Source organism: Pseudomonas sp. GW821-FHT04C07 (assembly GCF_059420325.1).
Genome location: NZ_JBWKTM010000008.1, coordinates 43,708 through 66,327 on the forward strand (window position 1 = coordinate 43,708; position 22,620 = coordinate 66,327).

The window sequence follows — 22,620 nt, forward strand, 5'->3', positions numbered from 1 at the left end:
GACTAGGGGCGCAGTATACAGATTCATATTCACCGGATCCCCCTGTAGCAGCTGCCGAAGGCTGCGTCCGGCTGCACAGCAGTCGTAAATGGTTTGAATTCGGTCTGCCAGCAACACCGGATTACACTGATTGCAACCGCTTCGCGGCTGAACGCTGCCTTCGTCAGCTGCTACGAAACTGCATAGCTTTGCTGCTTTTTCAGTGCCCGGCAGTTTTCGAGAACAGCTGGATCACCACCACCCCCAGAACGATCATTCCCATGCCGACGACTGCCGGGATGTCGAGTTTTTGCCCGTAGATAAACAGCGCCGCGATGCTGACCATCACGATGCCCATGCCGGCCCAGATCGCGTAGGTCACACCGACCGGGATGCTGCGCACTACCAGGGTCAGCATCCAGAAGGCGATGCCATAACCGACGATGATCAACAGCAGGGGGAGCGGAGTGCTGAGGCCTTTGACCGCTTTCATCGAAACAGTGGCGATCACTTCGGCGCAGATGGCGATGGCCAGGTAGTAGTAAGCGTTCATGGGCGGTTCCTCGTGTTTTGGCCTGCTTGATGAGGTCGGCATTCTAGAGATTGTGGAGATGGGGTAAAGTCATTGCCTATCTGATTTGAAGATGGGTTGAGTGATGAGCATTCAGTGGAATCTGGAGCAGATGCGGCTGTTTGTCAGCGTTGCCGAGCAACGCTCGTTTTCTGCGGTGGCTCGCGACCAGCGCAAGGCACAGTCGGCGGTCAGCAGTTCGATTGCGATGCTGGAAGCGGATCTGGGCGTAAGCCTGTTCGAACGCAGCAGTGGCCGCCAGCCGCGTCTGACCGAAGCCGGCAGCGCGTTGCTGGAAGAGGCGCGGGAAGTCTTGCGCCAGTGCGAACGCCTCAATGGCCGGGCACTGGCGCTGATGCGCGGTCAGGAAGCGCGTTTGCGCCTGGCCCAGGACGAAGCGATGCCTTTTCAGCCAGTGCTCAACAGTCTTGAGGCGTTGGCCGAGCGTTTTCCCGGCGTTGAAGTACAACTGGCCAGCGGAGCTCAAGGTGACGTGGCGCGCAAGCTGGTTGAGCGGCGCGCCGACCTGGGTTTGCTGTTTCACCACGAGCACATGCCCGAAGCCCTGGAGCGTCGGGCTCTGGGTAGCGTTGAGATGGTCACCGTGTGTGCGGTCGGGCACCCGCTGGCGAACGAGAAGCACGTCAATCGCCAACAGTTAGCGCGGCATCGGCAATTGCTGATTGCCCCGCAGTTGAGCGGATATCCAGGCGGCGAGCAGGTCAGCCCGCAGGTCTGGCGCGCCGACAGTTTCTACGTGATGGCCGAATGGCTGATGCGCGGTCTGGGCTGGGCCTGGTTACCGCGGCACGTGGTGCAGTACCCGGCGTATCAGGGGCAGATGGTCGAGCTGGTCAGCGAATGGACCCCGCCGGCGCTGGTGGTGGAGCTGGTCTGGCGCCGCGACGAGCCCCTTGGTCCGGCCGCACGCTGGCTGGCGGAACGTTTTGCCGTGCACTTGCAGGCGATCGGCTAAAAAACCGATAAACTCCGCCGCCATGAATAGAACTCTATACACCTTGCTGTTTTATCTCGGGCTGCCATTGGTGGCGTTGCGTCTGTGGCTAAGGGCGCGCAAGGCGCCGGCCTACGCCAAGCGAATTGGCGAACGCTTTTCCATTGGTTTGCCAACCCTGCAGCCGGGCGGGATCTGGGTGCACGCGGTTTCCGTGGGCGAAAGCATTGCCGCCGCACCGATGATCCGAGGCTTGCTCGAACGTTACCCACAGTTGCCAATCACCGTGACCTGCATGACCCCGACTGGCTCGCAGCGGATCAGCGAGATGTTCGCTGGCGAACCGCGAATTCAACACTGCTATCTGTCTTACGACTTGCCATGTGCTGCGGCACGGTTTCTCGAACGGGTCCAGCCGAAACTGGCGGTGATCATGGAAACCGAGCTCTGGCCCAATCATATTCATCAGTGCGCCAAACGCGGGATTCCCGTGGCGCTGGCCAATGCACGGTTATCGCAGCGTTCGGCCAGGGGCTATGGCCGTTTTGCAAAGCTGACTCAGCCGATGCTTGGCGAAATGAGCTGGTTCGCGGTGCAGACCGAGGCTGAGGCGCAGCGTTTTCGTGATCTTGGTGCGCGGCCTGAGACGGTCGAGGTGACCGGCTCTATCAAGTTCGATCTGAGCATCAATCCGCAATTGCTGGCGCGCGCCACCGACTTGCGCCGCCAATGGCAAGCCATGGAACGTCCGGTGTGGATCGCCGCAAGTACCCACGAAGGTGAGGATGAGGTGGTGCTGGCGGCCCATCGACAGTTGCTCGCCAGCCATCCGGATGCGTTGCTGATTCTGGTGCCGCGTCATCCGGAAAGGTTCAACCCGGTGTTCGAGTTGTGTCAGCGACAGGGTTTTACTACCGTACGCCGCTCCTCGTCTGAAGCCGTCACCGCGAACACCTCAGTGTTGCTCGGTGACACCATGGGCGAGCTGCTGTTTCTCTATGCGCTGGCGGACAGTGCCTTTGTCGGCGGCAGCCTGGTGGCCAGCGGCGGGCATAACCTGCTGGAACCGGCCGCGCTGGCCAAACCGGTGCTGAGCGGCCCGCACCTGTTCAACTTCCTCGAAATCGCTGCACTGTTGCGAGAGGCCGGAGCGTTGCAGGAAGTGGACGATGCGCATGGTTTGGCGGTAGCAGTACAGCGGCTGTTCGAGTTACCGCACGATGCGCAGAAGATGGCTGAGGCGGGACTCAAGGTGATGCACGCCAATCAAGGAGCGCTAAAGCGCTTGCTGGATGGGTTGGGGGGGTTGATGCACTAGGGCCGAGCATCGCCACAAAAAGCCCGCTCGGCTCCTGCCGCAAAAATTCAATACCCGGGATTAGCCTTGAGCTGCTCCTGTGCGGCCTTGGCCAGGTCCGGTGGCAGGAAGTCTTTGTCCGGGTTGTAGTCGGCTTTCAGGTAGCGCGACAGATCCTGCAAATCCCCAGGGTTCAACGTCCCGGCCGCCTGTTTCAGGCGCAGGTTGTCGAGGATGTAGTCGTAGCGCGTGTTGTTGTAATTGCGTACCGAGGTGTAGAGCTGGCGCTGAGCGTCCAGCACGTCGAGGATATTGCGCGTTCCCACCTGATAGCCGATTTCCGTGGCTTGCACTGCGCTCTGGTTGGAGATGATCGACTGACGGCGTGCCTGCACCTGCTCGACGTCGGTGTTTACCGCCCGGTGCAGGTTGCGCGTGTTCTCCACTACTTGCCGGCGCAGGGCTTCACGTTGCTGTTCAGTCTGGCTCAGTCGCGAATAGGACTCGCGAACCTGCGAACTGGTCAGGCCACCGCTGTACAACGGAATATTGAGTTGCAGACCGACGGAGCGTTGCTCGACGTTGCCACCGAATGGTTGGCCAAAGGTCGGGTTGCTGAAACCGAGGGCGTCGTTGTCGCCTTTCTTGTACTGCGCAACTGCGTCCAGTGTTGGCGCATGACCGGCCTTGCGCTGTTTGAGGGTCTCCTCGGCTGCGCTGACCGCGTAGTTGCTGGCCAGCAGATTGAGGTTCTGTCTGGCGGCGGTGTCGACCCAGGCCTTGGCATCGTTCGGCGTCGGCGCCAGCACTGGCAGGGTGTGAACGATGCCTTGAATCGAGTTGTACTGGCGGTTGGTCAGGGTGATCAGCGCTTCGAAGGCATCTTCCACCTGGCGCTGGGCAAGAATCCGGTTGGCGCGGGCGGTGTCGTAGCTGGCTTGCGATTGCAGGACGTCGGTCTTGTCCGAGAGGCCGACATCAAAGCGCTCGTTGGATTGATCGAGTTGGCGCTTGAAAGCAGCTTCTTCGGCCTTGGTCGAGGCCAGGTTGTCCTGGGCGCGCAGCACGGCGAAGTAGTTCTCGGCACTTTGCAGGATCAGGTTCTGTTCGGTCGCCGAGAGTTGCAGCAATGCCTGTTCGTTGACCGCTTCTGCGGCTTGCAACTGGAACCAGCGGTCGGCGCGGAACAGCGGCTGGGCCAGGGTCGCCTGATAGACGTTGGCGCTGCGGTTGGCGGTGGTGGCCGGCTGGTCGAATTGCGTGCGCACGTCAGTCACGCTGGCCCCGGCCGAGAGGTTTGGCAGCAGGCCGGCGCGGGCCTGGGGCACAACTTCTTTACGCGCGTCGTAATCGGCGCGAGCGGCAGCGATGTCGGCGTTGTTGTTCACCGCTTCCTGGTAGACGCTGACCAGATCGGTTTTGGTCGTTAAGGGCGCTTCTGCTGCCCAGGCCATTCCATTGGACGCACAAGACACGGCGAGGGCCAGTGAGAGTTTGCGCAGCATGAGGCGATCCCTAGAGTGAATATTACGACAATAATTTAAACGCCAAGGCTACGGCGCGCAGTGCAGAGCGTCAAGGCCAGGGTGCCGCGTAGCGAGTGTAGTGGTGCAGGCTTGTGGCAACAATCCTGTAATTGCGCCATTCATCACGCTGTTTACACCGGTATTGGCGTTCTGAATGAGTTCTGTCTAGACTGACCGGGTTCTTGTCGGGGTGCCTTGTTATGAGGCTGAGATCGGATAATTCCGGATCCCGTTGAACCTGATCAGGTTAGCGCCTGCGTAGGGAACAAGATTTCTCGTCCTGCGGCGAGTCCTCTTGTGCTTCGTCCGGGATGTTGTTCGACAATCGAACACCCCTTGAGCACTGAGCACAGCACCATCCGCTAGTTTTTTCGGCGACAGGTGCGTCCATTCGTTACAGGTTCGCTCCGACAAAAATCCACTGCCTGGATGTTGTCTGGAGAGCCCGTGATGAGTACAAAATCAAAAAACGCCACCAATCTGAGTGAGTCGGCCAAGGTCGATGAACAGTCGGTTCAGCCCTTTACCCGCTCGCAAAAAATCTATGTTCAGGGCTCGCGCCCGGACATTCGCGTGCCGATGCGTGAAATCACTCTGGACGTGACGCCTACCGACTTCGGTGGCGAAATCAACGCGCCGGTCACCGTTTATGACACCTCCGGTCCGTACACCGACCCCAATGTCGTCATCGACGTGCGCAAGGGGCTGGGCGATGTGCGTTCCGCCTGGATCGACGACCGTGGCGATACCGAGCGTCTGGCCGGTCTGAGCTCCAACTTCGGCCAGGAGCGCCTCGCCGACCCGGAGCTGACCAAGCTGCGTTTTGCCCACGTCAACAACCCGCGCCGCGCCAAGGCGGGTGCCAACGTCAGCCAGATGCACTACGCCCGCAAAGGCATCATCACCGCCGAGATGGAATACGTCGCCATCCGCGAAAACATGAAGCTGCAGGAAGCGCGCGCTGCCGGTCTGTTGACCCAGCAACACGCCGGCCACAGCTTCGGCGCCAGTATCCCGAAAGAAATCACCGCCGAATTCGTGCGTGAAGAAATCGCCCGCGGCCGCGCGATCATCCCGGCCAACATCAACCACGTCGAACTGGAACCGATGATCATCGGCCGTAACTTCCTGGTGAAGATCAACGGCAACATCGGCAACAGCGCTTTGGGTTCGTCCATCGAAGAAGAAGTGGCGAAACTGACCTGGGGCATTCGCTGGGGTTCGGACACCGTCATGGACTTGTCCACCGGCAAGCACATTCACGAAACCCGCGAGTGGATCATCCGTAATTCGCCAGTGCCGATCGGTACCGTTCCGATCTACCAGGCGCTTGAGAAGGTCAACGGCGTGGCCGAGGACCTGACCTGGGAGCTGTTCCGCGACACGCTGATCGAACAGGCCGAGCAGGGCGTCGACTACTTCACCATCCACGCTGGCGTGTTGCTGCGCTACGTGCCGATGACCGCCAAGCGCGTCACCGGGATCGTCTCCCGTGGCGGCTCGATCATGGCCAAGTGGTGCCTGGCGCATCACAAAGAGAATTTCCTCTACACCCATTTCGACGAAATCTGCGAAATCATGAAGGCCTACGACGTCAGCTTCTCGCTGGGCGACGGCCTGCGTCCGGGCTCGATTGCCGACGCTAACGACGAAGCGCAGTTCGGTGAGCTGGAAACCCTCGGCGAGCTGACCAAAATCGCCTGGAAGCACGACGTGCAGTGCATGATCGAAGGCCCGGGCCACGTGCCGATGCAGTTGATCAAGGAGAACATGGACAAGCAGCTGGAGTGCTGCGACGAGGCGCCGTTCTACACCCTCGGCCCGCTGACCACCGACATCGCTCCGGGTTACGACCACATCACCTCCGGTATCGGTGCGGCGATGATCGGCTGGTTCGGTTGCGCCATGCTCTGCTACGTCACGCCGAAGGAACACTTGGGCCTGCCGAACAAGGATGACGTGAAGACCGGGATCATTACTTACAAGATCGCAGCCCATGCGGCGGACTTGGCCAAGGGACATCCGGGCGCGCAGATCCGTGACAACGCCTTGAGCAAGGCGCGTTTCGAGTTCCGTTGGGAAGACCAGTTCAACCTCGGTCTGGATCCGGACACCGCGCGTTCGTACCACGATGAAACCCTGCCGAAGGATTCGGCCAAGGTTGCGCATTTCTGCTCCATGTGCGGGCCGAAATTCTGCTCGATGAAAATCACCCAGGAAGTCCGCGAATACGCGGCCAACCAGCGGATTGAAGCGGTCGATGTAGATGTGGCGCAAGGCATGGCAGAACAGTCCGAGCGATTCAAGAAAGAAGGCAGTCAGCTGTACAAAAAAGTTTGATCCAGTAGCCATGATCGTTCCCACGCTACAGCGTGGGAATGCCTCACGGGACGCTCTGCGTCCGCTTCGGCAATGACGCGCAGCGTCATAGGCTGTGTTCCCACGCAGAGCGTGGGAACGATCAAACGCACATCTTTCCTCCGAGATAACACCCTTGAGCATTCCAATCAGCACCTATTCTCCTGATCGCGCTGTGCCTCTGGCGCAACGCGTGTTCGGCGCGCGTGATCTGTTTTCCCTGTGGTTTTCCCTCGGCATCGGCCTGATGGTCTTGCAGACCGGCGCTTTGCTTGCGCCAGGCCTGGGCCTGTCCGGTTCGTTACTGGCGATTTTTCTGGGCACCGCGGTAGGCGTTCTGCTGCTGGCCGCGGTTGGCGTGATCGGCAGCGACACGGGTCTGTCGTCCATGGCTGCACTCAAGCTCAGCCTTGGCACTCGCGGTGCGAGCCTGCCGGCGGTGTTGAACCTGCTGCAACTGATCGGTTGGGGATCGTTCGAAATCATCGTCATGCGCGATGCTGCCAGCCTGCTCGGTGCGCGGGCTTTCAGCGACGGCAGCCTGTTGGCTAATCCGTTGCTCTGGACCTTGGCGTTCGGTGCCTTGGCGACCTTGCTTGCGGTGAGCGGGCCATTGACCTTTGTGCGGCAGATCCTGCGCAAATGGGGTATCTGGTTGCTGCTGGCGGCCTGCACCTGGTTGACCTGGAACCTGTTTGCCAAGGCCGATCTGGCTGCGTTGTGGGCTCAGGCCGGTGACGGTTCGCTGCCGTTTGCAGTGGGTTTCGACATCGCCATTGCCATGCCGCTGTCCTGGCTGCCGTTGATTGCCGACTACTCGCGCTTTGGCAAGCGCGCCAAAAGCGTGTTCGGTGGCACGGCGCTGGGGTTCTTTATCGGTAACTTCTGGCTGATGAGCCTGGGTGTTGCCTACACCCTGGCGTTCGCGCCGAGCGGTGAAGTGAATGCCTTGTTGCTGGCGCTGGCCGGTGCTGGCCTGGGGATTCCGCTGCTGCTGATTCTGCTGGACGAGTCAGAAAACGCCTTCGCAGACATTCACTCGGCAGCGGTGTCCAGCGGGATTCTGTTGCGCTTGAAAGTCGAACATCTGGCGTTGTCTATCGGCGTCATCTGCACGCTGATCGCGTGCTTCGCGCCGTTGGCGCAGTATCAGAACTTCCTGCTATTGATCGGCTCGGTATTCGCGCCGCTGTTCGGTGTGGTGCTGGTGGATCATTTCATTCTGCGCAAGCGCAGTGCACAGCTGGTGTCATCGGCGTTGCGCTGGCCGGCACTGTTGGCCTGGTTGGGCGGGGTGAGCACCTATCACCTGCTGGCCAATCTCTATCCCCAGATCGGCGCAACCCTACCGTCATTGGTACTGGCAGGGCTGTTGCAGTTCGTGCTGGGCCGGGCTTTCAGCTTCGGCCGGGAAACAGCTCAGGCTTGAGAATGCCGCTCAGGCGCGGGTAGGGGATATTCAGTTCGATGTGGCCCAGTGCATAAGGCGCAATGGTGGACACCTCGTATTTGAGGATCACCCCGCCGTTGGTCAGTGCCACATGCGGAGTTTTCTGGAATGGCCAGCTTTTCACAAACTCAGGCTCATGATCCAGCCTGGTGTTGATCAGCCAGCTGTTGTGAGCCACCTGCACGGCCTTCCAGAACGCCTCTTCCTGCCCCGGCAGCAACATATCCGACAGATTCAGCACCTTGTGCTGCTGGCGCGAATAGTTGATGAAGCCACGTCCCGGCTGACCCTGGACATCGCCAGTGTCCAGATAGCTGGATAATTCGATGATCACCAAGCCGTCATGCTGCTCACGTACCTTGGCCTGTAAATAGCTGCCGTGGCGGCTATCGGATTCACGCAGGAACTGCTCCCGGTAAGCGTTCAGCGACGCCGGGACCGGTGCATCCGGCGAGGTGCGGGTCAATTGCAGCAGGCGCTTTTCAATGATGCCGTCCAGTTGCGGTTCGGCAGGGAACTGCAGCGTATCGATGTTCACCAGCGGGCAATCCGGGGTGTTACAGCCTGGTTTGATCTGCTCTTGAGCGTCGCGTTTGGTTTCCAGCGGTGCCCGATAGTTGGGCTGAAACAGGCTTTGACATGCACCCAGAGTCAGGGCGATACAGGCCATGGAGGCGATTTTAAGCAGCGACATGAGCGTCCTTCATAAACCAGAGAAAGGCAAAAGTTACCGGCTTCGACTGTCAGCGGAGCAGTCAGTTCGCCGCGAGGTCGTGTTGGCGTTGAATGACTGCGTGACCGTCATTACGACCTACGCTAATTAGAGTTGGTTTGTAGTCAGCCGTCTATCCCGGCGACTGGAAAGGAGCTGCATCAATAGGCGAGAGCGCGTTAGGATGGCGCGAAGTCGAGGGGGAGCCTCGGATCGGACTGCAGGAATTAGGATTGATATGACTGACTTTGCCAACGCCACTCCGACAGCCGTCGATATCGTTCGGCGCGAGAAATGCTTTCAAGGCTTTTATCAGCTTGATCGCGTACATCTGCGCCATGAGCTGTTTGCCGGCGGTATGGGTCGTGAGATCAGTCGTGAAGTCTTTGTTCGCCACGATGCAGTCTGTGTACTGCCTTACGATCCGCAGCGCGATGAAGTGGTGTTGATCGAGCAATTTCGCGTCGGTGCACTGGGCAAGACGGCCAATCCATGGCTGATCGAGCTGGTAGCTGGTCTGATCGACAAGCAAGAGCAACCGGAAGCAGTTGCTCACCGCGAAGCGCAGGAGGAAGCTGGGCTTACGTTCTCCGCACTCTGGCCGATGATCAAATATTTTCCGTCGCCAGGTGGCAGCACCGAATACGTACACCTGTTTCTGGGGCGTTGTAACAGTACTGGGGCCGGCGGCTTACATGGGCTGGAGGAAGAAGCAGAAGATATCCGGGTGACGGTCTGGGCGTTCGAAGATGCCCTGCAAGCCGTGCGCGACGGACTGATTTCCAACGCGGCAAGCATCATTGCCCTGCAATGGCTGGCTTTGAACCGCGTTGAAGTGAGGGGGTTATGGTCGTAAACAAGTTACGCGATCGCTACCGGGTCGACCTGGTCGGGCTGCAAGCCTCCTGTGAGGCGAATTACGCGCGCTTGATGCGACTGTTGCCGGACATGCGTAACCAGCCTGTCGCACGGCGGATTGCCGTCACCCAGGGCGACCAGATGCTCGGCGTGCTGGCGCTGGAAGTGCTCCAGGCCTGCCCTTACACCACTACTTTGCGAGTGCGCCAGGAACACAGCCTGCCATGGCTGCCGATCCCGCAACTGGAAGTTCAGGTCTATCACGACGCGCGCATGGCCGAAGTCATCAGTGCCGAAAATGCCCGGCGCTTTCGCGGCATTTATCCATACCCCAATGCGTTCATGCACCAGCCGGACGAGAAGGCCCAGCTCAATGTGTTCCTCGGCGAGTGGTTGAGCCATTGCCTGGCCTGCGGCCATGAGTTCGAAGCTGTGCGATAGATGTGAACTGCGTCCGCTTCGCAGGTTTCCCCTTTTCGGTTTCCCCAGCATAATTGCGCCATTCATCCAATTTCGTGATCACGCCCTGGGAGAACGCCTTGCCGAGCGTATCCACTCTGCCCACCACCGATTCCGTGTTGCTGGTGCAGCTCTCTGACAGCCATCTGTTCGCCGACGCAGAAGGGACGTTATTGGGCATGAATACCCGCGAGAGCCTGCAAAAGGTCATCGAGCTGGTATTGGCGCAACAACCGCGAATCGATTTGATGATCGCCAGCGGCGACCTGTCCCAGGACGGTACGCTGGAGTCTTACCGGCAATTTCGTGAGATGACCCGCCAGATCGCCGCGCCAGCGCGCTGGATACCCGGCAATCACGATGAGCCCCTGGTGATGGCCGAGGCGGCCACCCAGAGCCAGTTGCTCGAGTCCGTGGTGGATATCGGCAACTGGCGGATTACCTTGCTGGACTCCGCAGTGCCGGGCTCGGTACCGGGGTATTTACAGGATGAGCAGTTGCAGTTGCTCGCCCGATCCTTGAGCGAAGCTCCAGAGCGCCATCATCTGGTGTGTTTTCACCATCACCCGGTTTCCATCGGTTGCGCCTGGATGGCGCCGATCGGTCTGCGCAATCCTGAGGCGCTATTTGCGGTACTTGACCGTTTCCCTCAGGTTCGCGCAGTGCTTTGGGGGCATGTACACCAGGAAATTGATCAGCGGCGCAATGACGTGCGTCTTCTGGCTTCGCCCTCGACTTGCATCCAGTTCGAACCCGGCAGCGAAGATTTCAAGGTCGATGACCTCGCGCCGGGCTATCGCTGGTTGCGTTTGTTGTCGGACGGACGGCTGGAAACCGGGGTTGAGCGGGTGACCGGCTTCGATTTCCAGGTCGACTATGGCGGCAAGGGGTACTGACGTTGTAGCAGCTGGCGAAGCCTGCGTTCGGCTCGGTCCGCGTTCGGGCGCAGCAGTCGTAAAACCTGACGACACGGATCTTCAGAGAAGTCGGGGGGCATCGGACTAGCGAATCCTTCGGCCTCGAACGCAGGCTTCGCCAGCTGCTACGAGAGCCAGATACATCTCAGAGCAAGTCAATCTACGCCAGTCCCTGTAAACTGCCCCCCATCTTTGGCGATGCATAGCGGGAGCTCGCATGTCCGGTTCGATCCTGTATATCCACGGTTTCAACAGCGCGCCCGCGTCGAAAAAGGCCTGTCAGTTGATCAGCGTGATGGACAGTCTTGGCTTGAGTGAGCAATTGCAGGTGCCAGCCCTGCATCACCATCCGCGTGAGGCGATTGGCCAGCTGGAGCGGGCGATTGCCGAACTTGGTCGACCACTGCTGGTCGGCAGCTCCCTCGGCGGCTACTATGCGACTCACCTTGCCGAGCGCCATGGCCTCAAAGCCTTGTTGATCAACCCCGCCGTCAGCCCCCATCGGATGTTCGACGGATACCTGGGCAGTCAGAAAAACCTGTATACCGATGAAACCTGGGAATTGACCCACGACCATATAACGGCCCTGGCCGAACTGGAAGTGCCGGCGCCCCAGGACCCGGAGCGGTTTCGAGTCTGGTTGCAGACAGGTGACGAGACCCTGGACTACCGCCTCGCCCAGCAGTATTACCGAGCCTGTGCCTTGCGTATCCAGGCTGGCGGCGACCATGGTTTTCAGGGTTTTGCCGGGCAGTTACCGGCCCTGTTGAGTTTTGCCGGCATCGGCGCAGATCAGTATCAGGCGATCGATTTCACCGCACTGTGAAATCCCTGGCTCCTATTTTCATTGAACGACTAACGACGAGACCCCATGGCCACTCCCAGCGCTAGCTCTTATAACGCAGACGCCATCGAAGTCCTCTCGGGCCTCGACCCGGTGCGTAAACGCCCGGGCATGTACACCGACACCAGTCGGCCGAACCACCTTGCGCAGGAAGTCATCGACAACAGCGTCGACGAAGCGCTGGCCGGGCATGCGAAATCGGTGCAGGTGATCCTGCACGCCGATCACTCCCTGGAAGTCAGCGATGACGGCCGGGGCATGCCGGTGGACATTCACCCGGAAGAAGGTGTGTCGGGTGTCGAGCTGATCCTCACCAAGCTCCATGCGGGTGGCAAGTTTTCCAACAAGAACTACCAGTTCTCCGGCGGTTTGCACGGCGTGGGTATTTCTGTGGTCAACGCCCTGTCGACTCAAGTCCGGGTGCGCGTCAAGCGTGATGGCAACGAGTACCAGATGACCTTCGCCGATGGCTACAAAGCCACCGATCTGGAAGTGATCGGCACCGTTGGCAAGCGCAACACCGGCACCAGTGTGTACTTTGCCCCGGATCCGAAGTACTTCGATTCACCCAAATTCTCCGTCAGCCGCCTCAAGCACGTACTCAAGGCCAAGGCCGTTTTGTGCCCGGGCCTGCTGGTCAGTTTTGAAGACAAGGCCACTGGCGAGAAAGTCGAGTGGCATTACGAAGACGGGCTGCGTTCCTACCTCGTGGACGCGGTCACCGAGTTCGAGCGTCTGCCGGACGAGCCGTTCTGTGGCAGTCTCGCTGGTAATAAAGAAGCGGTGGACTGGGCCCTGCTGTGGTTGCCGGAAGGCGGCGACAGCGTGCAGGAAAGCTACGTCAACCTGATTCCGACCGCTCAGGGCGGTACTCACGTCAACGGTCTGCGTCAGGGGTTGCTGGACGCGATGCGCGAGTTCTGCGAATTCCGCAGCCTGCTGCCGCGTGGCGTGAAACTGGCGCCGGAAGACGTCTGGGAGCGGATCGCTTTCGTCCTGTCGATGAAGATGCAGGAACCGCAATTCTCCGGTCAGACCAAAGAGCGCCTGTCCTCTCGCGAGGCGGCGGCGTTCGTCTCTGGCGTGGTCAAGGACGCGTTCAGCCTGTGGCTCAATGAGCACCCCGAGCTGGGTATGCAACTGGCCGAGCTGGCGATCAACAACGCCGGCCGTCGCCTCAAGGCCAGCAAGAAGGTCGAGCGCAAACGCATCACTCAAGGGCCGGCGCTGCCGGGCAAGCTGGCGGACTGTGCCGGGCAGGACCCGATGCGTTCCGAACTGTTTTTGGTGGAAGGTGATTCCGCCGGTGGTTCGGCCAAACAGGCGCGAGATAAAGAGTTCCAGGCGATCCTGCCGTTGCGCGGGAAGATCTTGAACACCTGGGAAGTTGACGGCAGCGAAGTGCTCGCCAGCCAGGAAGTGCACAACATTGCCGTGGCCATTGGTGTCGATCCGGGGGCGGCGGACATCAGCCAGCTGCGCTACGGCAAAATCTGCATCCTCGCCGACGCCGACTCCGACGGTCTGCACATTGCGACCTTGCTCTGTGCACTGTTCGTCCAGCATTTCCGCCCGTTGGTGGATGCCGGTCACGTCTACGTCGCGATGCCGCCGCTGTATCGGATTGACCTCGGCAAAGAGATTTACTACGCGCTGGATGAAGCCGAGCGCGATGGCATTCTCGATCGCCTGGTGGCCGAGAAGAAGCGCGGCAAACCGCAGGTCACCCGATTCAAAGGTCTGGGTGAAATGAACCCGCCGCAGCTACGCGAAACCACGATGGACCCGAACACCCGGCGTCTGGTCCAGCTGACCCTGGATGATTTCGCCGCCACCTCGGAAATGATGGACATGCTGCTGGCGAAAAAACGCGCCGGCGATCGCAAGTCCTGGCTGGAGTCCAAAGGCAACCTGGCCGAGGTTCTGGCTTGATGCGGAGCGGCTTCGCCCTGGCGTTTCTGTTGTCGGTGGCCTCGGTTGGGGCTGCGCCCCTGCCTGAACTGAAGATGCTCGCCGAGCATCCGGTCGAAGGCATGCACGGCGGCAACCTCTCCGGGCTGGCGCAGTGCGGTACAGAACTATGGACGGTTTCTGATCGCGACGATAATCAGATCTATCGGCTCGATACCCGCGAAACCGTCTGGCAGGCCGAAACGGTGCGCATCGACGTGCCGCCAGTGCCGGACAGCGGGCTGCCCTGGGGGCTGCGCATGCGTACCTGGGCGGTCGCTCCGTTACGTGGCGGCAATCTGGATTTCGAAGGTATCACCTGCGACAGTGCCGGTAATCGCTATGTGGTCAGCGAGGCCCATGCAGCCGTTCTGCAGGTACCGCCGGTGGGTGCACCCGCGTGGTTGAAAGTCTCGCCGCTGATGGTTCGCCAGGCGCGTGCCAGCGGCATGCTGCTGCATTTCAATGCAGTGTTCGAAGGCATTGCCATCAATCCGGCCGGCAACCTGTTATGGCTGGCGGCCGAGCGTGAGCGCCGTGGTCTGCTGGTGGTGCATAAGCAGCAGACGGTCTGGGATTGCGACAGCAATTGTGTAGTGATGAGCGAAGGCGGGCTTGAACAACCGCCACCTCAGGTCAAAGCGACTGGCGGGCAACAAAAAGACTTTTCCGACCTGGTGTTCTACAAGGACAAGCTGTTTACCCTTGAGCGCATGGCTTATCGTATTTGTCGACGTACGCCGGCTACCGGCGAGATCGAGCGCTGCTGGTCGTTCGCCAATGACGCATTGATCGACAGTCGGCGTTACAAAACCAGATACGGCATGGCAGAAGCCTTGACCATCGACGATGACGGCGCCTGGATCGGCGTCGACAACGGCAGCTTTACCCGTGCCGATGGCGAGAAACGACCGATTGTCTGGCGCTTTGCCGCGCCGGCCGATGGCTGGAGCGCCAAACCATGAGTCAGCAACCGCCCGGCAAACGAGTCGGACGCGTGCTGTTGGTGCTGGCCTGGGGAGCTGGACTGTTTTTGGCGACGCGGTTTTTCGGGCAGTGGGAACAGCGTCAGGAAAACCCCAATGCTGTCGTCACCTCGCAACAAGGCGAGGGTTATATCGAAGTGAAACTGGTCGGCAACGGCCAAGGGCATTTTGTTGCCAGCGGCCAGATCAACGGCCAGCCGGTGGATTTCATGCTCGATACCGGGGCGACCGATGTGTCGATTCCGTCCGGACTGGCCGAGCGCCTTGGTCTGGAAAAAGGTGCACCGGTGACCTTGAGCACCGCCAATGGTCGCAGCGAGGGGTATCGAACCCGTCTTGATAGTCTGCAATTGGGCGATATCGTCTTGCGCGATGTCCGTGCCCTGGTGGCGCCAGGCCTGAGCGGCGAGCAAGTGCTGCTGGGCATGAGCGCGCTGAAAAAACTTGAATTTACCCAGCGTGGCGGCACCTTGCTGCTGCGCCAGACAACGAATTGATGAGGCCCGCATGAGTGACATCCTTGCAGACAGCTTAGATGGCGTAGAACGCCGATCGCTGGCTGACTTCACCGAAAATGCCTACCTCAACTACTCCATGTACGTGATCATGGACCGTGCCTTGCCGCATATCGGCGACGGCCTGAAGCCGGTACAGCGGCGTATCGTCTACGCCATGAGTGAGCTGGGGCTGGACGCTGACTCCAAGCACAAGAAGTCCGCACGGACCGTGGGTGACGTGCTCGGTAAATTTCACCCCCATGGCGACTCGGCCTGCTACGAAGCCATGGTGCTGATGGCACAACCGTTCAGCTATCGTTACACGCTGGTGGACGGCCAGGGTAACTGGGGGGCGCCGGATGATCCCAAGTCCTTCGCTGCCATGCGTTACACCGAGGCGCGGCTGTCGCGTTACTCCGAAGTGTTGCTCAGCGAATTGGGCCAAGGCACCGCGGACTGGGGGCCGAACTTCGACGGTACGCTGGACGAACCTCTGGTGTTGCCGGCCCGCTTGCCGAACATTCTGCTCAACGGCACCACCGGCATCGCCGTGGGCATGGCCACCGACGTGCCGCCGCATAATCTGCGGGAGGTCGCGGCGGCCTGCGTACGTTTGCTGGATGAGCCAAAGGCCACGGTCGAGCAGCTTTGTGAGCACATCCAGGGCCCGGACTATCCGACTGAAGCGGAAATCATCACGCCGCGCGCCGACCTGCTGAAAATCTATGAAACCGGCCGTGGTTCGGTGCGTATGCGCGCTGTATATCGCATCGAGGACGGCGACATCATCGTCACCGCGCTACCGCATCAAGTCTCGGGCGCCAAGGTGCTGGAGCAGATTGCGGCACAGATGCAGGCTAAAAAGCTGCCGATGGTCGCTGACCTGCGTGATGAGTCGGACCACGAGAACCCGTGCCGCATCGTGATTATCCCGCGCTCCAACCGGATTGATCTCGACGAGCTGATGCAACATCTGTTCGCCACCACCGAGCTGGAGTCCAGCTACCGGGTCAACGTCAATATCATTGGTCTGGACGGCAAGCCGCAGCTGAAGAACCTGCGGACCTTGCTGGTCGAATGGCTGGAATTTCGCGTCAACACCGTACGCCGTCGCTTGCAGTTTCGTCTGGACAAGGTTGAGCGTCGTTTGCACCTGTTGGACGGTTTGTTGGTCGCTTACCTCAACCTGGATGAAGTGATTCACATCATCCGTACCGAGGAGCATCCAAAAGCCAGGCTGATCGAGCGTTTTGCCCTGAGTGAAATCCAGGCCGACTACATTCTCGACACCCGCTTGCGTCAGTTGGCGCGGCTGGAAGAAATGAAGCTGCGTTCCGAGCAGGATGAACTGCTCAAGGAGCAAGCAAAGCTGCTGGCTTTGCTCGGCAGCGAAACCAAGCTGAAAAAGCTGGTGCGCACTGAGCTGATCAACGACGCCGAAACCTATGGCGATAACCGCCGCTCGCCGATCGTTTCCCGCGCCGAAGCCAAGGCGTTGTCGGAAAACGAACTGATGCCGACCGAGCCGGTCACCATCGTCCTGTCGGAAAAAGGCTGGGTGCGTTGCGCCAAGGGTCATGATATCGACGCCACCGGGCTTTCCTATAAAGCCGGGGATGGTTTCAAAACCTCGGCCGCCGGACGTTCCAACCAGTTCGCGGTGTTTATTGACTCCACCGGACGCAGTTATTCAGTGGCGGCCCACACCCTGCCATCGGCGCGGGGCCAGGGCGAGCCGCTGACCGGTCGTCTGACGCCACCGCCTGGAGCGAGTTTCGAATGTGTGCTGCTGCCCGAAGATGATGCGCTGTACGTCATCGCTTCCGATGCCGGCTACGGTTTTGTGGTCAAGGGTGAAGACCTGCAGGCCAAGAACAAAGCAGGCAAGGCGTTGCTGAGCCTGCCGAACAATGCCAAAGTGATGCTGCCGCGCCCGGTCAGTGATCGTGAACAGAACTGGCTGGCCTCGGTAACGACTGAAGGTCGTTTGCTAATCTTCAAAATCAGCGATCTGCCACAACTGGGCAAAGGCAAGGGCAACAAGATCATCGGGATTTCCGGTGAGCGTGTGGCCAGCCGTGAGGAATATGTTACCGATATCGCGGTTCTACCGGATGGCGCGACGCTGGTACTGCAGGCAGGAAAACGCACCTTGTCGCTGAAAGCCGACGACCTGGAACACTACAAAGGTGAGCGTGGACGCCGTGGTAACAAATTGCCGCGTGGCTTCCAGAGGGTGGATGCGCTGTTGGTAGAAACTCTCAATTAGGCTGTCTAGAGCGCTCGATCTGCGATTTAACCCGTAGATCGACGTTACAACGCTGGAGTCGCGGCGCATATTCACGGATGATATGCCCTTTCAAGCGCTGGCGTGGCTGAGCGTTCTTCAGGTTTTTTGAGTATTTACACTGTGGTTCGCCTTATGGCTGCCACTTGGATGGGATGATGATTGCTCTGCGCCTTCCTTTTATTTTTTTGCTCGCAGGCTTACTTGGCCTGGCGGGTTGCAGCGTACACCAGCCGGTGTCGCTGTATCAGTTGGACAGCGGAACTCCAACTCAACCAGCACAAAGCGCTGGTATGGCGGTATTGCTTGGCCCAGTGCTGGTAGCCGATTACCTGCAACGCGAAAGCCTGTTGCAACGCCAGCCTGATGGCAGCCTGCAAGCGGCGACCGACGGTCGTTGGGCGGGTAGCCTGTCCTCCGACATCAATCAGCTTCTGCTCAGGCAAGTGGCCGGGTATCTGGACAGTCAGCGCGTAGTGCTGGCCCCGGCAACCCTCGGTTTCACGCCGGATGTTCAGGTGCTGTTATCGATCACCCGTCTGGATTCGGGTGCTTCGCAGCCAGCGATTCTCGATGCTCAATGGCGTTTGATCGACCGTCGTGGCCAGGTTCGCGACAACCGCATCATTCACTTGCAGGAACAGCATGCTGGCAGCACAGCCTCTCAGGTTCAGGCCCAGGGTGTATTGCTGCAGCGCCTGGCCGAGCAACTGTCGGCGGCGCTCAAGCCGCTGGCCAATCAGCCGCCTGTAGCTGATGCGCCGCGCAAATCTGCACCTGTGCAGGTGAAGCCGGCCGAACAAGAGAGACAGCCGAAGATCCCGATGGCCTCGCCGGTCCGTACGGATATGGAAATGTTTCGGTTCTAAGGTGTTTGCTACAAAACAAAAGCCCGCATAGATGCGGGCTTTGTTGTTTCTGCACACCCCAGGACGCACAGATATTCATGCGTAGCCTTCGGCAACTGCTACGCGAGAGCCCTGTGCCGCCGCTCTCCTGATCAATAAAAAAGCCCGCAGCGATTACTCGTCTGCGGGCTTTTGCCTGGTGCTCTACCTGACTCAGCTCTTGGCTCGAGTCTCATGCATCCGCGCCAGTTGCCGTTCGAGCATCGATGGATAAGGCTCCATCAGACGCTCTACGCAGCAAGCGCCTTCGGGGCTGGCGATGGGCCGAATACGTGCGCGCTGGCGGATCAGCACGTCATCGCTGATCTTGCGTTCCACCAGCAGCAGGTTGCGGCTGTGTTGGGACAGGGCGAGGGCGTCCTGGGCTGTTTCGGTCAGCAGCAGATCAATCTGGCTCAGGGCGAAGAGTCCGTCACCCAGAGTCAGTCCAAGCTGCAGTTGCAAGGTGATGCCGCTGTCCGCGACTTCGATTTGCAGTGCATGGCCCAGTGCCCTGAGCAGCTCGCCACAGCAGATAGCGTTGGTCAGGTAATCGTCGCCGCTGTCTTCGCTGTGGAACAGCATCAGTGTGCTGCCGTCGTTCAGGGTGTGCAGTTCGCTCTGGTACAGCGAAGCCGCCTGGTCAAGGCAGTCGCGATAGCGCTCAAGCAGCTCCGTCAGACGCGCGCGGGGCAGGCGACGCAGTTGATCCTGTGCGCCAAGTTGCACAGCAAGGACTGCGCTGTGCCGTGGCTGTGAAGGGGTAACCGGTTTTGGCACCTGTTTAGGCGCAGTCGCTACAGAGTGGTCACGCAGGTCGGCGAACGGGTCTTCCTCGTCCAGGTCGTCTTCTTCGGTGCTGACAATATGCCGTGGCGCTGGCTTGGGCGCGGCGACTGGTGCGGTTTCGTCGAAGCTCGGGTCGCGCAGATTGCGCACCTCGAACACCGGCTCGGCCTCTTCGGCTTCGTCGTAATCGCTGTCGTCGTAGTCCACTTCAGGCAACGGTTCAGGTTCGACTTTCTCAGGCGCGAAATTGGCGTGGAGCTGACGAGCCAGGTCACCGATTTCATCCTGACGCTGTGTCGCCGGGGTATGTTCGTCAATATCCCGTAACCAGACACGCAATTGCATCAGAGGTGTGGAAATATGCCGACCCAGGCGCAAACTCAAGGCCAGGGAGAGTGCCAGCAGAATCGCGCTGAGGATGCCCATGCTTTGCAGGCTGATGGTCATCGGCTGCTGGAACTGCTGCATATCGAGGCTGATTCGCAGGTGGCCAGCGGTCACGTCCTGGAAGGTGATCTTGGTCTGATACAGGCCTTCAGCCTCACCCAGCAGACCGTTTTTCGGTCGCTGGCCAGCCTCGGCAAGAATCCGGTTGTCCACGCTATAGATTGCAGCGTGGGCCACCAACGGGTTCTTGGTCAGGTTGTTCAGCAGCACGTTGAGGCTGAGGATGTCGTTGGACACCAGCAGTTCGGTCGCTGAAGTGGCAGTCTGGGTGGTCAGGCTCTGGCCGAGGGCATCCGCCTGCTCGTGCATCGCCTGTTTGAACTGCAGACCCATCACGCAGGCATAGATCACCAGGGCCAAGGCGACGAGGATCACGTTATGGCTGGCAATGCGCAATGCGATCGGTACACGGCGGTGGCGCAGTGCCCGGAAGATCAGCAGAAAGAAGTTATCGGTTTTAACTGGCGTAGGCCGGTTCACTGAGCTCGGCTCTTTTGTCCGTGAAGTTGAGGCGCAGTATAGCGACAGGCCCTAGACCGGCAAAGCGCTGGCTGTGCCCGATGGTCACTGAATGTGGGTAGAATGCGGTTTTTTTCCACCTGCGGGGGTGCGCCTTGCGCGAAATCGTCCTGATAAACATCACTGGTGTCGACCGTCCGGGTCTGACTGCGGCCATTACTGGCGTTTTGGCGCAGGGTGGTGTGAACATTCTCGACATTGGTCAGGCGGTGATCCACGACACTCTGTCGTTCGGCATCCTGGTTGAAATACCGAGTACCGAGCAAGGTTCTTCGGTACTCAAAGACATTCTATTCACCGCTTACAAGCTGGATCAGCAAGTGCGGTTCACTCCGGTGTCCGAAGAAGATTATCAGCAATGGGTGGGTGGCCAGGGCAAGAAGCGTCACATCGTGACGTTATTGACCCGCAAGGTGACCGCCGAACAGCTGCAGCGAGTCAGTTCGATCACTGCCAAATACGGTTTGAACATCGATCACATCGATCGTCTGTCCGGGAGGATGCCGCTGGACACCCCGGCGGACAAAGGCAAGGGCTGCATCGAGTTCTCCGTTCGCGGCGAAGCCGCTGACCCGCAAGCATTGCGCGCCGAGTTCCTCAGCGTGGCGCAAGAGCTGAACGTCGACATCGCCTTCCAGGAAGATTCACTGTTCCGTCGCAACCGTCGTTTGGCGGTGTTCGATATGGACTCGACCCTGATCGAAGCGGAAGTCATCGACGAGTTGGCCAAGGCCGCCGGTGTCGGTGACCGGGTAGCCGAGATCACCGAGCGGGCGATGGCCGGCGAGCTGGACTTCCGTGCCAGTTTCAAGGAGCGCCTGGCCTTGCTCAAGGGGCTGGATGTCAACGTGCTGGATTCGATCGGCGCTTCGCTGCGGTTGACCGAAGGGGCTGAAACGCTGTTCGCCGAGCTCAAACGTCTGGGCTACAGGACGGCAATCCTCTCCGGCGGCTTCACTTACTTCGCCAAGCAGTTACAAGCCAAATTGGGCATTGATTACGTGTTCGCCAACGAACTGGAAGTGGTCGATGGCAAGGTGACGGGTGTTGCGGTCGAGCCGATCGTGGACGCTCAGCGCAAGGCTGACTTGCTGCGCGAACTGGCCCACAAGGAAGGCTTGCGCCTGGAGCAGACCATCGCTGTTGGCGACGGTGCCAACGACTTGCCGATGCTGGCGATTGCCGGTCTTGGTGTAGCGTTCCGTGCCAAGCCACTGGTCAAGCAATCGGCCAAGCAGGCGATCTCGACATTGGGGTTGGATGGGGTGCTGTATTTGCTTGGTTTCAGAGATCGCGACGGGCAGCTCTGAGACTGACAGAGTACCTTCGCGGGCAAGCCTCGCTTCTACAAGGTAGGAGCGAGGCTTGCCCGCGAAGCGGCGACAAAGGTGCTGGCCATCGCCTTTTTCGCCTCCACGAACGCTCGTGGGGCGAAAAACCAGGGGGGAAGCGCTTACACCTCAGGCAAAGCCATGCCTTGCCCCATCTGTACCGCCGAACCGGCAACCAGTCCTTCAGCCCATTTCACCTGATCCGGCCCGAACAATACGACGGCGGTAGAACCGAGTTTGAAGCGTCCCAGTTCAGCGCCTTTCTCCAGATGGATCGGCGCACGTGCGGCTTCGTCGTAACGTACGGTTTTCAGCTCGCGCTTGGGCGGCGTCACCAGCCCGGCCCAGACCGTTTCAACCGAAGCGACAATCATCGCCCCCACCAATACCACGGCCATCGGCCCGCGCTCGGTATCGAATATGCACGCCACGCGCTCGTTGCGGGCGAACAGTTCCGGGACATTTTCGGCGGTGGTCTGGTTGACCGAGAAAATCCGGCCCGGGATGTAAACCATCTCGCGCAGGGTGCCGGCCAGTGGCATGTGCACGCGATGGTAGTCCTTGGGTGACAGGTAAATAGTGGCGAAATCGCCACCCATGAACGGCGCGGCTGCAGCGGCATCGCCGCCGAGCAGCTCCAGCACGCTGAAGCTGTGGCCTTTGGCCTGGAATACGCGACCGTGTTCGATCGGGCCAAGCTGGCTGACCGCACCGTCCGCCGGGCTGAGGATCGCGCCCGGCGTCTGGTCCAGTGGTCGTGCACCCTCTTTCAGGGCGCGGGTGAAGAAGGCGTTGAAGTGTTCGTAAGCGGTCAGGTCTTCGACCAGCGCTTGGGACATGTCTACCTGATAACGCTTGGCGAACCAGGCGGTGAAGGCATTCTTGAACCAGCGCACGCGGCATTCGGCAATGCAGCCGGCCAGGCGCGAAAGCAGGTGATGGGGCAGCAAGTACTGGCTGAGGATAAACAAACGCTTTTTCATTAACTGTCCTTAAAAACC

General features: G+C 59.8%; 19 protein-coding genes and 1 riboswitch. Of the genes, 14 read left to right on the top strand and 5 right to left on the bottom strand.

Going from position 1 to position 22,620, the window contains the following annotated elements:
- Window positions 1-199 precede the first annotated feature (199 nt).
- A complete protein-coding gene (locus AC07UI_RS15990) occupies window positions 200-532 on the bottom strand; it encodes a DMT family transporter (RefSeq protein ID WP_494993406.1) in 333 nt (110 codons plus the stop codon).
- Between the two features lie 109 nt (window positions 533-641).
- Here AC07UI_RS15990 and AC07UI_RS15995 point away from each other — a divergent pair, with 109 nt between their 5' ends.
- Window positions 642-1,526 (top strand): LysR family transcriptional regulator, encoded by an 885-nt coding sequence (locus AC07UI_RS15995; protein ID WP_494993624.1) that lies wholly within the window; start codon window positions 642-644, stop codon window positions 1,524-1,526.
- A 22-nt stretch (window positions 1,527-1,548) separates the two neighbouring features.
- Window positions 1,549-2,823: a lipid IV(A) 3-deoxy-D-manno-octulosonic acid transferase gene (waaA, locus tag AC07UI_RS16000; RefSeq protein WP_494993407.1), complete on the top strand. Its 1,275-nt coding sequence runs from the start codon at window positions 1,549-1,551 to the stop codon at window positions 2,821-2,823.
- Window positions 2,824-2,870: 47 nt separating this feature from the next.
- Here the strand turns inward: waaA and AC07UI_RS16005 are convergent, their stop codons facing one another.
- Complete coding sequence (locus tag AC07UI_RS16005; protein ID WP_494993408.1) at window positions 2,871-4,307, bottom strand: TolC family outer membrane protein; 1,437 nt, start codon at window positions 4,305-4,307, stop codon at window positions 2,871-2,873.
- Between the two features lie 197 nt (window positions 4,308-4,504).
- Window positions 4,505-4,610: riboswitch (TPP riboswitch) on the top strand.
- A gap of 168 nt (window positions 4,611-4,778) precedes the next feature.
- On the opposite strand from AC07UI_RS16005, the gene thiC reads away from it, so the two are divergent.
- Together thiC and cytX are read left to right on the top strand one after the other, a co-directional pair.
- Window positions 4,779-6,668, top strand: a complete 1,890-nt coding sequence (gene thiC, locus AC07UI_RS16010) for a phosphomethylpyrimidine synthase ThiC (RefSeq protein WP_494993409.1) — start codon at window positions 4,779-4,781, stop codon at window positions 6,666-6,668.
- 154 nt (window positions 6,669-6,822) lie between these two features.
- Window positions 6,823-8,115 carry a putative hydroxymethylpyrimidine transporter CytX gene (cytX, locus tag AC07UI_RS16015; protein WP_494993410.1) on the top strand — a complete coding sequence of 431 codons (1,293 nt, stop codon included), beginning with the start codon at window positions 6,823-6,825 and terminating at the stop codon, window positions 8,113-8,115.
- Here the strand turns inward: cytX and AC07UI_RS16020 are convergent.
- Window positions 8,084-8,830 carry an RsiV family protein gene (locus AC07UI_RS16020; protein ID WP_494993411.1) on the bottom strand — a complete coding sequence of 249 codons (747 nt, stop codon included), beginning with the start codon at window positions 8,828-8,830 and terminating at the stop codon, window positions 8,084-8,086. The genes cytX and AC07UI_RS16020 overlap by 32 nt on opposite strands.
- Window positions 8,831-9,086: 256 nt before the next feature.
- On the opposite strand from AC07UI_RS16020, the gene AC07UI_RS16025 reads away from it, so the two are divergent.
- The 9 genes from AC07UI_RS16025 to AC07UI_RS16065 all read left to right on the top strand — a co-directional run bounded on the left by AC07UI_RS16025 (window position 9,087) and on the right by AC07UI_RS16065 (window position 18,515).
- Window positions 9,087-9,704 carry an NUDIX domain-containing protein gene (locus tag AC07UI_RS16025; protein WP_494993412.1) on the top strand — a complete coding sequence of 206 codons (618 nt, stop codon included), beginning with the start codon at window positions 9,087-9,089 and terminating at the stop codon, window positions 9,702-9,704.
- On the top strand, window positions 9,695-10,147 hold the full coding sequence (locus AC07UI_RS16030) for a DUF1249 domain-containing protein (RefSeq protein ID WP_494993413.1): 453 nt from the start codon (window positions 9,695-9,697) through the stop codon (window positions 10,145-10,147). Before AC07UI_RS16025 ends, AC07UI_RS16030 begins: the two co-directional genes overlap by 10 nt.
- Before the next feature lie 98 nt (window positions 10,148-10,245).
- Complete coding sequence (gene cpdA, locus AC07UI_RS16035; protein ID WP_494993414.1) at window positions 10,246-11,061, top strand: 3',5'-cyclic-AMP phosphodiesterase; 816 nt, start codon at window positions 10,246-10,248, stop codon at window positions 11,059-11,061.
- Between the two features lie 238 nt (window positions 11,062-11,299).
- Window positions 11,300-11,908, top strand: coding sequence for a YqiA/YcfP family alpha/beta fold hydrolase (locus AC07UI_RS16040; RefSeq protein WP_494993415.1), 609 nt, complete (start codon window positions 11,300-11,302; stop codon window positions 11,906-11,908).
- Window positions 11,909-11,953: 45 nt separating this feature from the next.
- Window positions 11,954-13,858, top strand: coding sequence for a DNA topoisomerase IV subunit B (gene parE / locus AC07UI_RS16045; protein ID WP_494993416.1), 1,905 nt, complete (start codon window positions 11,954-11,956; stop codon window positions 13,856-13,858).
- The gene (locus tag AC07UI_RS16050) at window positions 13,858-14,841 is read left to right on the top strand and encodes an esterase-like activity of phytase family protein (protein WP_494993417.1); all 984 of its coding nucleotides are present in this window, start codon (window positions 13,858-13,860) and stop codon (window positions 14,839-14,841) included. Before parE ends, AC07UI_RS16050 begins: the two co-directional genes overlap by 1 nt.
- Complete coding sequence (locus AC07UI_RS16055; RefSeq protein WP_494993418.1) at window positions 14,838-15,359, top strand: retropepsin-like aspartic protease family protein; 522 nt, start codon at window positions 14,838-14,840, stop codon at window positions 15,357-15,359. Before AC07UI_RS16050 ends, AC07UI_RS16055 begins: the two co-directional genes overlap by 4 nt.
- 10 nt (window positions 15,360-15,369) lie before the next feature.
- On the top strand, window positions 15,370-17,628 hold the full coding sequence (parC, locus tag AC07UI_RS16060) for a DNA topoisomerase IV subunit A (RefSeq protein WP_494993419.1): 2,259 nt from the start codon (window positions 15,370-15,372) through the stop codon (window positions 17,626-17,628).
- A 176-nt stretch (window positions 17,629-17,804) separates the two neighbouring features.
- A complete protein-coding gene (locus tag AC07UI_RS16065; protein ID WP_494993420.1) occupies window positions 17,805-18,515 on the top strand; it encodes a PqiC family protein in 711 nt (236 codons plus the stop codon).
- Between the two features lie 192 nt (window positions 18,516-18,707).
- Here the strand turns inward: AC07UI_RS16065 and AC07UI_RS16070 are convergent, their stop codons facing one another.
- A complete protein-coding gene (locus tag AC07UI_RS16070; protein WP_494993421.1) occupies window positions 18,708-20,249 on the bottom strand; it encodes an AhpA/YtjB family protein in 1,542 nt (513 codons plus the stop codon).
- 134 nt (window positions 20,250-20,383) lie between these two features.
- On the opposite strand from AC07UI_RS16070, the gene serB reads away from it, so the two are divergent.
- Window positions 20,384-21,598, top strand: a complete 1,215-nt coding sequence (gene serB / locus AC07UI_RS16075; protein WP_494993422.1) for a phosphoserine phosphatase SerB — start codon at window positions 20,384-20,386, stop codon at window positions 21,596-21,598.
- A gap of 143 nt (window positions 21,599-21,741) precedes the next feature.
- Here the strand turns inward: serB and asd are convergent, their stop codons facing one another.
- Window positions 21,742-22,602 (bottom strand): archaetidylserine decarboxylase, encoded by an 861-nt coding sequence (gene asd, locus AC07UI_RS16080; protein ID WP_494993423.1) that lies wholly within the window; start codon window positions 22,600-22,602, stop codon window positions 21,742-21,744.
- Window positions 22,603-22,620 lie beyond the last annotated feature (18 nt).

Bases quoted from the DNA above. Each gene is read 5' to 3' on its own strand.
- AC07UI_RS16050 (WP_494993417.1), top strand. From the start codon at position 13,858: ATGCGGAGCGGCTTCGCCCTGGCGTTTCTGTTGTCGGTGGCCTCGGTT.
- AC07UI_RS16005 (WP_494993408.1), bottom strand. From the start codon at position 4,307: ATGCTGCGCAAACTCTCACTGGCCCTCGCCGTGTCTTGTGCGTCCAAT.
- AC07UI_RS15990 (WP_494993406.1), bottom strand. From the start codon at position 532: ATGAACGCTTACTACTACCTGGCCATCGCCATCTGCGCCGAAGTGATC.
- AC07UI_RS16025 (WP_494993412.1), top strand. From the start codon at position 9,087: ATGACTGACTTTGCCAACGCCACTCCGACAGCCGTCGATATCGTTCGG.
- AC07UI_RS16055 (WP_494993418.1), top strand. From the start codon at position 14,838: ATGAGTCAGCAACCGCCCGGCAAACGAGTCGGACGCGTGCTGTTGGTG.
- AC07UI_RS16040 (WP_494993415.1), top strand. From the start codon at position 11,300: ATGTCCGGTTCGATCCTGTATATCCACGGTTTCAACAGCGCGCCCGCG.
- asd (WP_494993423.1), bottom strand. From the start codon at position 22,602: ATGAAAAAGCGTTTGTTTATCCTCAGCCAGTACTTGCTGCCCCATCAC.
- parE (WP_494993416.1), top strand. From the start codon at position 11,954: ATGGCCACTCCCAGCGCTAGCTCTTATAACGCAGACGCCATCGAAGTC.
- AC07UI_RS16020 (WP_494993411.1), bottom strand. From the start codon at position 8,830: ATGTCGCTGCTTAAAATCGCCTCCATGGCCTGTATCGCCCTGACTCTG.
- AC07UI_RS16065 (WP_494993420.1), top strand. From the start codon at position 17,805: ATGATTGCTCTGCGCCTTCCTTTTATTTTTTTGCTCGCAGGCTTACTT.
- thiC (WP_494993409.1), top strand. From the start codon at position 4,779: ATGAGTACAAAATCAAAAAACGCCACCAATCTGAGTGAGTCGGCCAAG.
- AC07UI_RS16030 (WP_494993413.1), top strand. From the start codon at position 9,695: ATGGTCGTAAACAAGTTACGCGATCGCTACCGGGTCGACCTGGTCGGG.
- parC (WP_494993419.1), top strand. From the start codon at position 15,370: ATGAGTGACATCCTTGCAGACAGCTTAGATGGCGTAGAACGCCGATCG.
- waaA (WP_494993407.1), top strand. From the start codon at position 1,549: ATGAATAGAACTCTATACACCTTGCTGTTTTATCTCGGGCTGCCATTG.